The sequence below is a fragment of the Bacillus sp. V2I10 genome (genome assembly GCF_030817055.1).
GTDB lineage: Bacteria > Bacillota > Bacilli > Bacillales > Bacillaceae > Bacillus_P.
In genome coordinates this window covers 4,700,134-4,713,519 of sequence record NZ_JAUSYV010000001.1, presented here as the reverse complement: position 1 = coordinate 4,713,519, position 13,386 = coordinate 4,700,134, and the positions used below count along the sequence as shown (strand labels likewise).

13 protein-coding genes and 1 pseudogene are annotated in these 13,386 nt (G+C 42.4%); 12 read left to right on the top strand and 2 right to left on the bottom strand.

What is annotated here, in order from left to right:
* Positions 1 to 74 precede the first annotated feature (74 nt).
* From QFZ72_RS23890 to QFZ72_RS23845, 10 genes and pseudogenes are all read left to right on the top strand, one after another.
* Positions 75 to 1,076: a LacI family DNA-binding transcriptional regulator gene (locus QFZ72_RS23890; protein WP_307438432.1), complete on the top strand. Its 1,002-nt coding sequence runs from the start codon at positions 75 to 77 to the stop codon at positions 1,074 to 1,076.
* Positions 1,077 to 1,202: 126 nt separating this feature from the next.
* Entirely contained in the window at positions 1,203 to 2,225 is a 1,023-nt protein-coding gene (gene iolG, locus QFZ72_RS23885; protein ID WP_307438430.1) for an inositol 2-dehydrogenase, read from the top strand.
* A gap of 21 nt (positions 2,226 to 2,246) precedes the next feature.
* A complete protein-coding gene (gene iolC, locus QFZ72_RS23880; protein WP_307438428.1) occupies positions 2,247 to 3,269 on the top strand; it encodes a 5-dehydro-2-deoxygluconokinase in 1,023 nt (340 codons plus the stop codon).
* Position 3,270: 1 nt separating this feature from the next.
* Entirely contained in the window at positions 3,271 to 4,734 is a 1,464-nt protein-coding gene (locus QFZ72_RS23875; protein ID WP_307438426.1) for a CoA-acylating methylmalonate-semialdehyde dehydrogenase, read from the top strand.
* A gap of 125 nt (positions 4,735 to 4,859) precedes the next feature.
* Positions 4,860 to 6,779, top strand: coding sequence for a 3D-(3,5/4)-trihydroxycyclohexane-1,2-dione acylhydrolase (decyclizing) (iolD, locus tag QFZ72_RS23870; protein WP_307438424.1), 1,920 nt, complete (start codon positions 4,860 to 4,862; stop codon positions 6,777 to 6,779).
* Between the two features lie 14 nt (positions 6,780 to 6,793).
* A complete protein-coding gene (gene iolE / locus QFZ72_RS23865; protein ID WP_307438422.1) occupies positions 6,794 to 7,690 on the top strand; it encodes a myo-inosose-2 dehydratase in 897 nt (298 codons plus the stop codon).
* Positions 7,691 to 7,719: 29 nt separating this feature from the next.
* Positions 7,720 to 8,031, top strand: a pseudogene (locus tag QFZ72_RS23860) (class II fructose-bisphosphate aldolase); the annotation flags it as partial.
* Positions 8,016 to 8,804 (top strand): 5-deoxy-glucuronate isomerase, encoded by a 789-nt coding sequence (locus QFZ72_RS23855; RefSeq protein ID WP_307438421.1) that lies wholly within the window; start codon positions 8,016 to 8,018, stop codon positions 8,802 to 8,804. The pseudogene QFZ72_RS23860 and the gene QFZ72_RS23855, both read left to right, overlap by 16 nt.
* Before the next feature lie 81 nt (positions 8,805 to 8,885).
* The gene (locus QFZ72_RS23850; protein ID WP_307438419.1) at positions 8,886 to 10,163 is read left to right on the top strand and encodes an MFS transporter; all 1,278 of its coding nucleotides are present in this window, start codon (positions 8,886 to 8,888) and stop codon (positions 10,161 to 10,163) included.
* A gap of 126 nt (positions 10,164 to 10,289) precedes the next feature.
* Positions 10,290 to 10,862: a competence protein ComK gene (locus QFZ72_RS23845; RefSeq protein WP_307438417.1), complete on the top strand. Its 573-nt coding sequence runs from the start codon at positions 10,290 to 10,292 to the stop codon at positions 10,860 to 10,862.
* On the opposite strand, the gene QFZ72_RS23840 is transcribed toward QFZ72_RS23845, so the two are convergent.
* Positions 10,863 to 11,225 carry a YhjD family protein gene (locus QFZ72_RS23840; RefSeq protein ID WP_223440245.1) on the bottom strand — a complete coding sequence of 121 codons (363 nt, stop codon included), beginning with the start codon at positions 11,223 to 11,225 and terminating at the stop codon, positions 10,863 to 10,865.
* A 183-nt stretch (positions 11,226 to 11,408) separates the two neighbouring features.
* Here QFZ72_RS23840 and QFZ72_RS23835 point away from each other — a divergent pair, with 183 nt between their 5' ends.
* The gene (locus QFZ72_RS23835) at positions 11,409 to 12,026 is read left to right on the top strand and encodes a TVP38/TMEM64 family protein (protein WP_307438414.1); all 618 of its coding nucleotides are present in this window, start codon (positions 11,409 to 11,411) and stop codon (positions 12,024 to 12,026) included.
* Positions 12,027 to 12,044: 18 nt separating this feature from the next.
* Complete coding sequence (gene lepB, locus QFZ72_RS23830) at positions 12,045 to 12,548, top strand: signal peptidase I (protein WP_307438412.1); 504 nt, start codon at positions 12,045 to 12,047, stop codon at positions 12,546 to 12,548.
* 2 nt (positions 12,549 to 12,550) lie between these two features.
* Here lepB and QFZ72_RS23825 read toward each other — a convergent pair whose 3' ends face one another.
* Entirely contained in the window at positions 12,551 to 13,288 is a 738-nt protein-coding gene (locus QFZ72_RS23825) for an MFS transporter (protein WP_307439969.1), read from the bottom strand.
* Positions 13,289 to 13,386: the final 98 nt, after the last annotated feature.

Sequence of the window (13,386 nt, the reverse complement as noted above, 5' to 3'; positions counted from 1 at the left end):
GTCTAAATTTGGTACAGCAAATTTCCTTCATGCTAAACTAATGAAAAAGACAATTCGGAGGAGTTTGAAATTACATGAAGCTCACAATCTATGATGTAGCAGAAAAGGCGGGAGTCTCAATTGCCACTGTTTCCAAGGTGTTGAATAATACAGGACGGATCAGCAATAAAACAAGGAATAGAGTATTGGAAATCATGCAAGAACTTGAATACCAGCCAAGCACTGTAGCAGCAGCGCTGACAGGTAAGAAAACTTTTACAATCGGAGTGCTTGTTCCTGATATTGCCAACCCCTTTTTTGCTGAGGTAGCCCGGGCTTTGGAAAACAACGCACGGGAAACGGGCTATGCCATCATATTATGCAGCACAGATTATCAGCGAGAACGTGAACAAGATTATTTAGAGCTGCTTTTAAAAAAACAAGTTGATGGAATTATTATTGCAACAGAACCAAAGGATTGGAAGGTTTTTAAAAAACTCCAAAGCAAGAGTATCCCTCTCTTAATGTTTTCTATTGATCATCCATCTTTTGCTTCTCACGTTGTTACGACTGATGATGTTCGCGGCGGATATCTGGCAGGCCGTTACTTGCTGGATAAAGGTCACACGAATATTGCTGTGATTGCAGAATTAAACCGGGCGAGCGGACGGTTGCGTTTACAGGGCATTAAACATTCTCTTGCTGATGAGGGAATTCATTTAGATGAAAACTATGTTGTACATTCAAAATCAAAAATAGAGGAAGCGAAAGCGGCTGCCCGGCAAATATTGAAATCTGCGGTTAAACCCACTGCGGTATTTGCTTCTACGGATCTAATCGCAGCAATATTCATTAATGAAGCAAGAAAAGCGAAAGTGGCTATTCCAAATGATATATCAGTGATTGGTTTTGATAATACGATTCATGCGGAATTAGCAGATCCAGGTTTAACTACAATCGCACAGCCTATTGAGGAATTGGCACATTATGCTATTCAAAAGCTGCTGCAATCAATTAAAAATCCAGATATGCCTGGACACAGAATTATGCTTGCACCAGAACTGATTGAACGTCATTCTGTCAAAGATTTGAATTAAATTGCAGCTAAGAGATAAGGATTTAACTTGCCGGCTTGGGCCGGTATTTTTTCCAGTCAACAGGAAAGCGCTTAATCAAAAAAGCTTATAAAAATTTAAAATTAACGATTTAGGGGGAATCGGTCGATGACATTGACTGTGGGAATCATTGGAGCTGGACGTATCGGGAGATTGCATGTTGATAATTTGAGGTTAATTCCGCACATTCGGATTAAAAGTGTATCGGATGTTGCTGCCCAACATCTTGAAACATGGGCCGCCGATAAGCAGATTGAAGTATTAACAACTGATTATCATGAATTGCTGAATGATCCTGTTATACAAGCAATCTTTATTTGTTCGCCAACAAATACTCATGCAGACATTATTAAAGAAGCAGCAGCTGCCGGAAAACATATTTTCTGTGAAAAGCCAGTCAGCTTCTCGGTGGAAGAAACAGAGGAAGCACTTGCTGCTGTTGAAAAAGCCGGTGTAAAGCTGCAGGTTGGTTTTAACCGCCGCTTTGATCCGAACTTTCGAAAAATTCGTACACTTGTTCAACAGGGGGAAATCGGAACACCTCACATTTTGAGAATCACCTCACGCGATCCAGAGCCGCCAGGTGTTGATTATATTAAATCATCAGGCGGGCTGTTCATGGATATGACCATACATGACTTTGATATGGCGCGCTACGTAATGGACAGTGAAGTTGTGGAAGTTTTCGCGCAAGGTGCTGTGCTTGTAGATCCGTCGATTGGGGAGGCAGGCGATATTGATACAGCTATTATTACCTTGAAATTTGCAAATGGCGCACTTGGTGTAATCGATAATAGCCGCCGTGCAGTTTACGGTTATGACCAGCGTCTTGAAATCTTTGGTGATAAGGGAGCAGCGCAGGTAAACAACAATCAGGCAACAACAGTTGAAGTTTCAACCATTGATAATGTAACGAAAGAGAAGCCGCTTTACTTTTTCCTTGAACGTTACACTCAAGCATATATCGATGAAGTAACTGAGTTTGCTGCTGCAGTCCTTGAAAACCATGAAGTGAGCTGCAATGGCTTTGATGGGTTACAAGCTGAACGTATTGCCAGAGCAGCAAGACAATCACTTGAGACGGGGGCCCCAGTTCAATTAAAGCCGGCTGCCCAAACTGCAGCAAATTAATTGTACGGAAGGAAGGATCATATGAACCCGCTCAAATTTGTAAAGGATAGACCCCTTGATATTATTGCTGTCGGCAGGCTTTGTATTGACTTAAACTCCAATGAAACAAATCGTCCAATGGAAGAAACGAGCACATTTACCAAATATGTCGGCGGTTCCCCAGCCAATATTGCGATTGGTTCTGCTAGATTAGGTCAAAAAACGGGATTTATCGGCAAAGTTGCTGATGACCAAATGGGCCGTTTTATCACAAATTACTTAGAGAAAAACCACATCGATACAAAGGGCGTCACAGTTGATCAAACAGGTGCTGTCACAGGCCTTGCTTTTACTGAGATAAAAAGTCCGGCTGAATGCAGTATTTTGCTGTACCGTGACAATGTCGCAGACTTGAAGCTTCACCCTTCTGAAGTAGAAGAGGATTATATTAAACAATCAAAAGCTCTTTTAATTTCAGGAACAGCCCTAGCGAAAAGTCCATCTCGTGAAGCGGTATTTTTGGCGCTCGAATATGCGATTAAACATAAAGTAACGGTTTTCTTTGATCTTGATTACCGCCCGTATACATGGACGGACGAATCTGAAACAGCTGTTTATTATAACTTGGCTGCTGAAAAATGCGACGTCATTATCGGGACTCGTGAAGAGTTCGATATGATGGAAAAATTGTTGAATATCGATGAATCAGATGACCATTATACAGCGTCCCGCTGGTTCTCATACCGTGCAGATCTTGTTGTCATTAAACATGGCGGTGCAGGATCCATTGCCTATACAAAAGACAATGAATCACATAGAAGCGGAATTTTCAGGACGAATGTTCTGAAAACGTTCGGTGCAGGCGACTCTTATGCATCTGCTTTCATTTACGGCCTAATGAATGGAAAAGACGTATCGGAAGCGATGAAGATGGGCAGTGCCTCGGCATCAATTGTTATTTCCCGCCACAGCTGCTCAGATGCCATGCCGACAAAGGAAGAGCTGATCGATCAGATGGAAACAGCAGTTTACGAACCAGTTCAGGTAAAGAAAGGGAGAATATAAAATGACGCAAACAACAGTAAAAACGTTAAAAAACTATATTGGCGGAGAATGGGTAGAGTCAGCTTCTGAAAAAACAGAAATCGTCTATAACCCAGCAACAGGTGAAGAACTTGCTATAGTACCTCTTTCTACAAAAGAAGATGTGGACCGTGCTGTGCAAGCTGCAAATGAAACGTTTAAAACATGGTCCCAGACATCCGTTCCAAAACGCGCGCGTATTCTTTTTAAATATCAGCAGCTCCTTGTAGAGAAGTGGGATGAGCTTGCAAAGCTTATAACAATTGAAAACGGAAAAAGCTTTCAAGAAGCACACGGGGAGGTGCTTCGCGGCATTGAGTGTGTTGAATTTGCTGCAGGTGCACCTACATTAATGATGGGTAAACAGCTTCCTGATATTGCGACAAACATCGAATCTGGTATGTATCGCTATCCAATCGGGGTAGTCGGCGGAATCACACCATTCAACTTTCCAATGATGGTTCCTTGCTGGATGTTCCCGCTTGCAATTGCTTGCGGCAATACATTCGTTTTGAAGCCATCTGAACGAACGCCGCTTCTTGCAGTACGTCTTGCAGAATTATTTGAAGAAGCAGGCCTTCCTAAAGGTGTATTAAATATCGTGAATGGTGCACATGACGTAGTTAACGGCATTTTAGAGCACAAGCATGTAAAAGCTATTTCGTTTGTCGGTTCTCAGCCTGTTGCAGAATACGTCTATAAAACAGGTACTGCAAACTTAAAACGTGTTCAAGCATTGGCAGGAGCCAAAAACCATTCAATTGTATTAAAAGATGCAAACATTGATGCAGCAGTAACACAAATTACAAGTGCCGCTTTTGGTTCAGCAGGTGAACGCTGTATGGCAGCGGCTGTTGTAGCAGTCGAAGAGCCGATCGCTGATGAGCTGATCGAAAAGCTTAACAAAGCTGCTGATGAGATCACAATCGGAAATGGACTGGATGAAGGCGTATTCTTAGGACCGGTTATCCGTGAATCTCATAAAGAACGTACACTTGGCTATATCGAATCTGGTGTCAAGCAAGGAGCAACGCTTGTTCGTGATGGTCGAGGCGACGAAGCGGCAAACGGTAAAGGTTACTTTGTTGGACCTACAATTTTTGATCATGTCACACAAGAAATGAAAATTTGGCAGGATGAAGTATTTGCGCCGGTTCTTTCGATCGTACGCGTAAAAGATTTAACAGAAGCGATTGATGTAGCAAATGCTTCACCATTTGCAAATGGGGCATGCATTTATACAGACAGTGCATATGCCATCCGCCAGTTCCGTGAAACCATTGATGCAGGCATGCTAGGTGTGAATGTTGGTGTTCCAGCACCAATGGCATTCTTTCCATTCTCAGGCAATAAAGATTCATTCTACGGCGACCTTCATGCAAATGGTACGGATGGTGTCGAATTTTACACAAGAAAGAAAATGGTTACAGCTCGTTTCGTGAAGTAAGGATTAAAGGGAAGTGGTGGGACCGAGTGCCGCTTCCCTTTTTCATTTTGCACTAGGAAGGTTTCAGGAAATATTCTTTTTCAGACAAATCATGTGTGTTTCTTAATGAGAGAGGAGAGTTATCAGTGGATACGATACAATTGACAACTGCACAGGCACTCGTGAAATTTTTAAATGAACAGTATATAGAATTTGATGGAAAACAGGAACGTTTTATTAAAGGGATTTTTACTATTTTCGGCCACGGGAATGTGCTTGGACTTGGCCAGGCACTAGAAGAAAATCCAGGAGAATTGGAAGTATATCAGGGACGAAATGAACAGGGAATGGCTAATGCTGCGATGGCGTTTGCTAAACAGAAACATCGGAAACAGATCATGGCATGCACTTCATCTGTTGGACCTGGAGCAGCAAACATGGTCACTTCTGCCGCTGCTGCTACAGCGAATAATATTCCGGTTCTATTATTACCCGGTGATGTTTTCGCAACACGCCAGCCAGATCCAGTGCTTCAGCAGATCGAACAAACCCACGATTTATCCATTTCAACAAATGATGCATTCCGGACTGTAAGTAAATATTGGGATCGCGTCAGCCGGCCAGAACAGCTTATGTCTGCGATGCTGAATGCGATGCGTGTATTGACGAATGCAGCAGATACAGGCGCTGTCACGATTGCACTTCCGCAGGATGTACAGGGCGAGGCATGGGATTTCCCTCAAAGCTTTTTCAAAAAACGTATTCATCGGATTGACCGCAGGCTTCCATCTGCTGAAAGTGTGCAGGATGCCGTGAAACTTATTCAGTTAAAGAAAAAGCCATTGCTGATTTTGGGCGGAGGCGTCCGTTATTCTGAAGCAGCTGACACTTTAGTGAAATTTGCAGAAACGTTTCATATCCCATTTGGTGAAACCCAGGCTGGCAAAAGCGGTGTGGAAAGTAATCATCCGCTCAATTTGGGCGGACTCGGCGTAACTGGTAACTCGGCTGCTAACACACTGGCAAAAGAAGCAGACCTGATTATTGGGGTCGGTACGCGTTTTACTGATTTTACAACAGCGTCTAAGCAGTTGTTTGGAAAGGCTGACGTACTTACGATAAACGTTTCAGAATTCCATGCAGCAAAACTTGATGCAGTAAAAGTAGTCGCTGATGCAAAAGCCGGACTTGAAGCCATTGCAGCTAAACTAGGAGACTATCGTTCTGCTTATGAAAATGAAATTGAAGATGTGAAGCAAGGCTGGCAGATTGAATTGAACCGCTTATACGGTGTTGCTTATGGCGATCACTTCACACCGGAAATAGCTGGTCACCTCGATGAAAAGCTGCCTGAATATAAAGAAGCGCTTGGCACTGAATTGACACAGACAAGTGTGCTTGGAGCATTAAATGAAATGGTGGCTGATAATGCGATTGTGGTTGGGGCAGCCGGCAGTCTGCCAGGCGACATGCAGCGTATGTGGGTTTCCAGAACACGCAACACCTATCACATGGAATATGGCTACTCATGCATGGGCTACGAAATAGCTGGAGCTCTAGGAGTTAAGCTTGCCGAGCCGGACCGGGAAGTATACGCGATGACTGGTGATGGCAGCTATTTGATGCTTCATAGTGAGCTTGTCACATCCCTGCAGGAAGGGAAGAAAATAAATGTTGTCCTGTTTGATAATTCAGGTTTTGGCTGCATTAACAATTTGCAGATGGAAAACGGAATGGGCAGCTTTGGTACAGAATTTCGAAAAAGAAACCCTGAAACGGGAAAAATGGATGGTCCGGTCATGGCTATTGACTATGCAAAAGCCGCAGAAGGCTATGGTGTTAAAACATACTCCGTCAGAACTATGGATGAACTTCATGCAGCCGTCATTGACTCGAAAAAGCAAACAGTAAGTACACTGATCGACATTAAAGTGCTTCCAAAAACGATGACACACGGTTACGATTCATGGTGGCATGTTGGTTTAGCTCAAGTTTCTGAAAAAGAAAGCATCAAGACTGCATTTAAAAACAAGGAAACTAATCTTGAAAAAGCGCGTGCTTATTGACGGAGGGAACAGCAATGTTTAAAACCAATCAAGTGAAATTAGCTATTGCACCAATCGGCTGGACAAATGATGATATGCCTGAGCTTGGCAGTGAAGTGACATTCGAGCAATGTATTAGTGAAATGGCGCTATCCGGATTTACAGGAAGTGAAGTAGGAAATAAATATCCGCGTGACACAAAGGTACTAAAAAAGGCATTGTCTTTACGCGGTTTAGAAATTGCCAGCGCATGGTTCAGCTCCTTTTTAACATTAAAACCATTTGAAGAAACAGCGGATGCGTTTAAAGAACACCGTGACTTTTTATTTGAGATGGGTGCAAAAGTGATTGTGGTATCTGAACAAGGCAACAGCATCCAAGGACAAATGGATTCATCGCTGTTTGATCATAAGCCAGTCTTCACAGAAAACGAATGGACGCTGCTATTGGAAGGTTTGCATCATCTTGGAGATCTCGCAGCGGAAAAAGGAATGAAAATTGTCTACCATCATCACATGGGTACTGGTATTCAGACGACAGAAGAAATTGCCCGGTTAATGACTGGAACGGATCCTGAAAAGGTTTCGCTTCTTTATGATACAGGGCACCTTGTATTCTCAGGGGAAGACCATCTTACCGTTTTAAGCACCTATATGGATCGCATTCATCATGTTCACTTAAAAGATGTACGAGCCGATATTGTTAAAAAAGTGCGTGAAGAAAAGCTGAGCTTTTTACAGGCTGTCAAAGCAGGCGTATTTACAGTGCCGGGAGATGGTTTAATCGACTTCAAGCCAGTGTTTGAAGCGTTGAGTGCAGCTGAATATAAAGGATGGTTTGTCGTTGAGGCTGAGCAGGACCCAGCAGTTGCCAATCCTTTTGAGAATGCAGTGAAAGCACGCCAGTATATTCGTGAAATGAGCGGGATTTAAAGGAGGCCGAATATGACTTTAGTAAAGACCGTCTAGAGGAAATTAATCAGGAAGTGGATATTCCGCTAGTACTGCACGGCGGATCAGGCATTTCTGAGAAAGATTTCCGCACCTGTATTACCCGAGGAATCCGTAAAATCAATGTGGCCACATCAACGTTTAACCATGTGATTGACATGGTGAACGGGGAAGTACCCTTAGCACCTTTCCATAATTACTTTACTTATCATGAACGTATAATAGTGGCGGCTGCTGAGAATGTGAAGCGTCATATGCGCATGTTTCAAAGTGCAGGGCGTGCCCTAAATCGAAGGAGGAACTGTACATGTATGAAAAATTAGGTGAATTAACAGAAGGGTATACGGAAATGACAAAAGGCGACGGCAAACACAGCGATATGATGCAGGATATCGGTATTTATGCCATGCAGGCTGGTAAATCGAAAACGCTAAGCGACAGTATTCAAGAAACAGCGATACTGCTTCTTGAAGGTGCCGTTCAAATAGAATGGAGTGGGAAGACAAAGGAAATGAAGCGTGATAGCGTTTTTGAAGAAGATCCTTGGTGTCTTCATGTTCCTAAAGGTGTAGATGTAACGATTACGGCGCTTTCAGCAAGCGAAGTGCTAGTCCAAAAAACAGACAATGATCGTATATTTGAAGCGAAATTATACACGCCGAAGGATTGCAAGAGCGCGATCGCCGGAGAAGGCGTCTGGAACGGAACAGCAGAACGTGTCATCCGGACTATTTTTGATTATAATAGTGCTCCTTATTCGAATCTTGTTATAGGAGAAGTCATTTCCTATCCAGGCCGATGGTCTAGCTATCCGCCTCACCATCATGCTCAGCCAGAAGTGTACTATTACCGTTTTGATAAACCTCAAGGCTTTGGATGTGCAATGGTCGGACCGGAAGCATACCGCGTTGAGCACAACAGTTTTATTACGATTCCAGGTGACCTTGATCACCCTCAAGCGACTGCACCGGGATATGCTATGTATTTCTGCTGGATGATTCGCCATCTGGAAAACAGTCCATGGACAGAACGAATCATGGAAGAGGAACATAAATGGCTGCTTGCGCCCGATGCAAAAATCTGGCCGGAAAAATAAATACTCCTCGCCTGCATGCATTCGAAAAGCGTGCAGGTTTTTCTGACTTTTAACATTAAACAGATATATCAGCTTTAGCACATGGAATTTCCAAGGGATGGAATAGGGGAAGAAGGAAGGTGTTTTAGGGTGATCAAGGATAAAATGCGGCAGCCTCAGAATTTCCATATCGTTTTTCTCAGTATTGTTTTTTGCTTTTGGTTTTCGATGTATATTTATATCCCAACATTCAGTATTTATTTGGATGTATTAGATATGGGATATTATGCCTCAGGAATAATCATGGGCAGCTATGGGATCATGCAAATAATCATCAGATTCCCATTAGGCATCGCGGCGGATAAATATAAAATCAGCAGTAAGTTATTGGTGGCCTTCGGGTTTGCAGTTTCATTCATTAGCGCAATCCTGCTAGCCTTGACGAACGACTTTATGCCAATCTTTTTCGGACGGTTTCTTGCGGGTGTTACAGCTGCCATGTGGGTAGTCCTGACCATTTGGTATAGTTCTTCTTTTGATGAAAGCCGATCACTAAAAGCAATGGGCATTTTACAATCAATGACTGTAGCTTCTCAATTGATCAGCATGGCAATCAGCGGCTGGATTGCTGATGTTCTAGGCTTTACAAGCTTATTCTGGATCGGTGGGATTTTTGCTTTAATCGGACTCATCCTTGTCCTATCCCTGTCTAGTGCTGACTCGGTGGAGACAGACAATAAAACAGGGGAAGCTAAACAGGGTGACCAAATTGTCAGGCATGTGGTGAAAGAGCGGAAATTGTGGTCACTAAGTCTTTTATCCCTCTTGTCCCACGCGGTTCTCTTTACAACTATTTTTGGTTTTTCATCCGTCTATTTTAATGACCTGAATGATCACTCTGCAGCCATAATGCTGCTTGTCATCGCTTTTATGTTACCGCACGTCCTTGCTCCTGTTGTGCTTGCTTTGAAAAAAAGATCCTTCTCTAACCCCTTTTTAATAATGTTCATTTGCTTTGTTTTAGGAGCTTTATCCCTATTACTGATGGGAGGCACAAACAATTGGGCTGTTTACTGTTTTTTGCACACTTTATTAGGTTTGTCCCTTGGTTTTATCTTTCCTGTTCTCTTGGACCAAGTCAGCAAAACAAACCATAAAGCGGGATCCAAAACGGCAATGGGATTCTATCAATCCATCTATTCAATCGGAATTGTGGCAGGACCGATAGCAGCAGGCTATGTTGCCAGACAAGCGGACCTTAGGGCCGTCTTTATCATGTCGTCCATTTTGCTTTTCATTGGAGGTATGATATCTGCTGCAGAAAGCGCAGCTTACCAGAAATCAAGAAAACATAATAGGGAGCATCAAGTTTCAACATAACTTTGTTTCCCTCTATATTTATTTCCTCACCTTGTTAAAATATTGTAAAATTGTAGAAAAAAAGGGGTGAATATGCTAGATTAAAAATAGTTCTATAATCCTATATAATTGAAGAGGTGAAAACTTTTGGGAAATGAGCAAGAAGAGTATTTAGATAACTACATAGCAAACAGATTTACGATGGCGATCTTGCCTGAGGTGCACAGAGGAAGGCTGTATTCGAAAGTGATTGAGGTAGAGAAAGAGCTGTTTGTGAAGCTCAGTCCTCAGGATATTGTAAACCGCAGCTGCTCTTATTTCGGTTCCAGTTATGAAGGCCGCAAAGCCGGCACGAAAGATCTAATGGGGATTACACATAAACCTCCGATTGTCATTGATCCGGGGAATTATATGTTTTTCTTTCCAACGTCTTCTTCTTCAAGAAGACAATGCGCATGGATTTCGCATGCACACATTCTTCAATATGCAGCTGCTGATTTTGATAATACAGAAATCTTCTTTACAAATGGGAGCAGTGAGACGATTTCAGTATCTTCAACTTCTTTTGAAAATCAATTATACCGGACAGCACAGCTGCGCACGATCATTACAGCCCGTATCGAAGAAGAGCATCGTAAAATGAACCTGCTGCTGTTTCCAAAGGAAAAGCAGACAAACCTCATCTACGAACAAATCATTCGTGAGCTGAACAAGCACTAATTACTTTTTTATGACTTTAAATAAATAATCCTCCATCAGTTCGCATACTTTATTGCGTATTCGGGGATTAAAATAATTGTGCTGCTCCTCGTAGCCTTTAAAGATGAATGAATACATGGTAAATGCTTCATCTCTTTGTACCTGGCTGACTTTAATGCTGTTTTTTTTCAGTTCATGGCGTACGACTGTCAGATCCTTTTGTGCAAGCTTGAGTGATTCTTCCACGATGTTAAGATAGGGCTGTTTAAGCTTGAATGGACTTTGTTCAATGATAGATAAGTCCCGGTTGAATATGGAAATGGTCATCGGGAGGTAAATGGACATTTCAATTGCATCTCGAAGGTCTGAGGGAATTCTCGTCATCAAAAAAACCTCGCTTCAACATTATAAAAAGAACGTATGTTCGATTTTATTTTACTTTATCAGCTTATGAAATGCAAGACTGTTTTATGCATGCCTCGCACCGCAATATACCCCTCTATGTTTAAAGTCTTTACACAAACGTGTAAAATAATAGCATAGATAAAGATATAAGGAGCTTACCGCATGGAACTCGAGGCGTTTCTGGATTATTTTACAATGGAAAGAATGATGGAATTTTTCAAAGATTACCGTTCGTTTGGCCCGCTGCTCGGCATAGGCCTGCCTTTGCTTGAAGCATTTCTGCCGTTTTTGCCGTTAGTGGTTTTTGTTGTAGCCAATGCCAATTCGTTTGGTCTGTGGTTTGGTTTTATTTATTCTTGGATTGGCAGCTGTCTTGGGGCAATCATCTTGTTTTTGATCATACGTAAATACGGACAGGAGAGGTTCTTCAGGATTTTCAGCCGGAACGCGACTGTGCAGAGAATGATGGGGTGGCTTGAGAGGCACGGGTTTGGTCCTTTGTTTTTACTGCTTTGCTTCCCGTTTACGCCCTCTGCAGCAGTTAATATCGTAGCAGGACTGTCCAAGGTGAGTATTTGGCAATTCAGTTTGGCTGTGCTCTCCGGAAAGTTTGTGATGATCTTTTTGATCAGTTTCATCGGCTACGATTTGCGGGCTATGATAACGCAGCCTGAAAGAACGGTCATTGCCGTTGTTGTGATTTTTTTATTGTGGTTCATCGGCAAGCAGCTCGAAAAGCGCCTGAATGTAAAAATGCTTGAGAAGAAAAGAGATCATTAAATTTACGGGGGAGTTAAGATGAGAAAAAGATACTGGTTTTTTTCAACTGTCATCACTTTCTTGCTCATTATTACCATAAAAAATCTCGTTTTCGTTGATTACAAGGTAGAGGGTGTTTCCATGCAGCCCACTTTAACAGCCGGACATCTGCTGTCCATAAATAAGGTAAATCACCGCCTGTTTGATTTCAAGCGTTTTGATATCGTTGTGTTTAAAGCACCGGGCGGAGAAGATGCTTATATCAAAAGAGTGATCGGTTTGCCCGGGGATGAACTCGAATATAAAAACGATAAGCTGTTCGTCAATGGCAAAGCTATGGAAGAACCATATTTGAAGTCGCAGAAAAAAGGGACTCCTTTCGGCAAATTAACAGGGAACTTTACATTAAAAGAAATCACCGGAAGAAAAACAATTCCAGAAGGCTATCTTTTTGTTTTGGGGGATAATCGTCTCGTAAGCCGTGACAGCCGCCAATTCGGATTGATCAGCCAGGATGATGTGATCGGGAAAGTGAAAGAGTGAACCTATTTTCTGATTGTAAAAAGAACGGCTATGCTGTATAAGACTGAGAATATAAACAGAATTTCATGAAAAGAGAAGATGCCAGCAATTAAAGGGCCTAAGCTTGCACCGGCTAAAAGCAGAAATGAATAGAGGGATACGGCAGTTGCACTGTCACGGCCTCCGTATTCGCCGATAAGTGAAATGACCGCAGGTATACAAACAGAAAGCGATGCTGTGTATAAGACAGAAAGTCCAGCTGACATGTAAAGGTTCGTGCTTGAAAATGTAAAGATAAATGAAAGGATCATTCCAATCAATGCATACCTGACAATAGTCAGTTTCCCGTATTTTATAATCAACTTAACACTGATGAGCGAGAAGAATACCCCGGTTAATCCTGCTGCTTTGCTCCAAAACAAAGCCTCATTTGAAACAGTTCCGCCGTATTCTCTGTGAATCCCTTCATAGTAAGCGACAAAAGACATAAGCATTACGAATGTAAGGAGATAACATAACAGCAATTTTTTGTTTTGAAGAATAGAACCTAAAGAAGAGAAGAATTTTTTTTGTACAGTTCCCCTCTTTTTTTCCTCAATTAAAAATACCATCCCAACTGTAACAACAGCATACATGCCTGCAAAAAAATAAAACACCGCAGCCCAATTGAAAGCTGCTTCAAGGGCCGAACTGATCAGCTGCCCGATGATGCCAGACATCAAAAAACCCATATTGATAAGGGAAATCAGCCGGGTTCTTATCTGTCTGCCTGCGCTAAACGTGCATCAGCCCAGCGTGGTGTTCGCCTGCTGTTTCTGCAAAACTTGGCAAGTGTGCGGGAATGGTATTCCCATGTCTT

Coding starts and splice junctions, on each gene's coding strand:
- QFZ72_RS23890 (WP_307438432.1), top strand. CDS start 75: ATGAAGCTCACAATCTATGATGTAGCAGAAAAGGCGGGAGTCTCAATT.
- iolG (WP_307438430.1), top strand. CDS start 1,203: ATGACATTGACTGTGGGAATCATTGGAGCTGGACGTATCGGGAGATTG.
- iolC (WP_307438428.1), top strand. CDS start 2,247: ATGAACCCGCTCAAATTTGTAAAGGATAGACCCCTTGATATTATTGCT.
- QFZ72_RS23875 (WP_307438426.1), top strand. CDS start 3,271: ATGACGCAAACAACAGTAAAAACGTTAAAAAACTATATTGGCGGAGAA.
- iolE (WP_307438422.1), top strand. CDS start 6,794: ATGTTTAAAACCAATCAAGTGAAATTAGCTATTGCACCAATCGGCTGG.
- QFZ72_RS23855 (WP_307438421.1), top strand. CDS start 8,016: ATGTATGAAAAATTAGGTGAATTAACAGAAGGGTATACGGAAATGACA.
- QFZ72_RS23850 (WP_307438419.1), top strand. CDS start 8,886: ATGGAATTTCCAAGGGATGGAATAGGGGAAGAAGGAAGGTGTTTTAGG.
- QFZ72_RS23840 (WP_223440245.1), bottom strand. CDS start 11,225: ATGACGAGAATTCCCTCAGACCTTCGAGATGCAATTGAAATGTCCATT.
- QFZ72_RS23835 (WP_307438414.1), top strand. CDS start 11,409: ATGGAACTCGAGGCGTTTCTGGATTATTTTACAATGGAAAGAATGATG.
- lepB (WP_307438412.1), top strand. CDS start 12,045: ATGAGAAAAAGATACTGGTTTTTTTCAACTGTCATCACTTTCTTGCTC.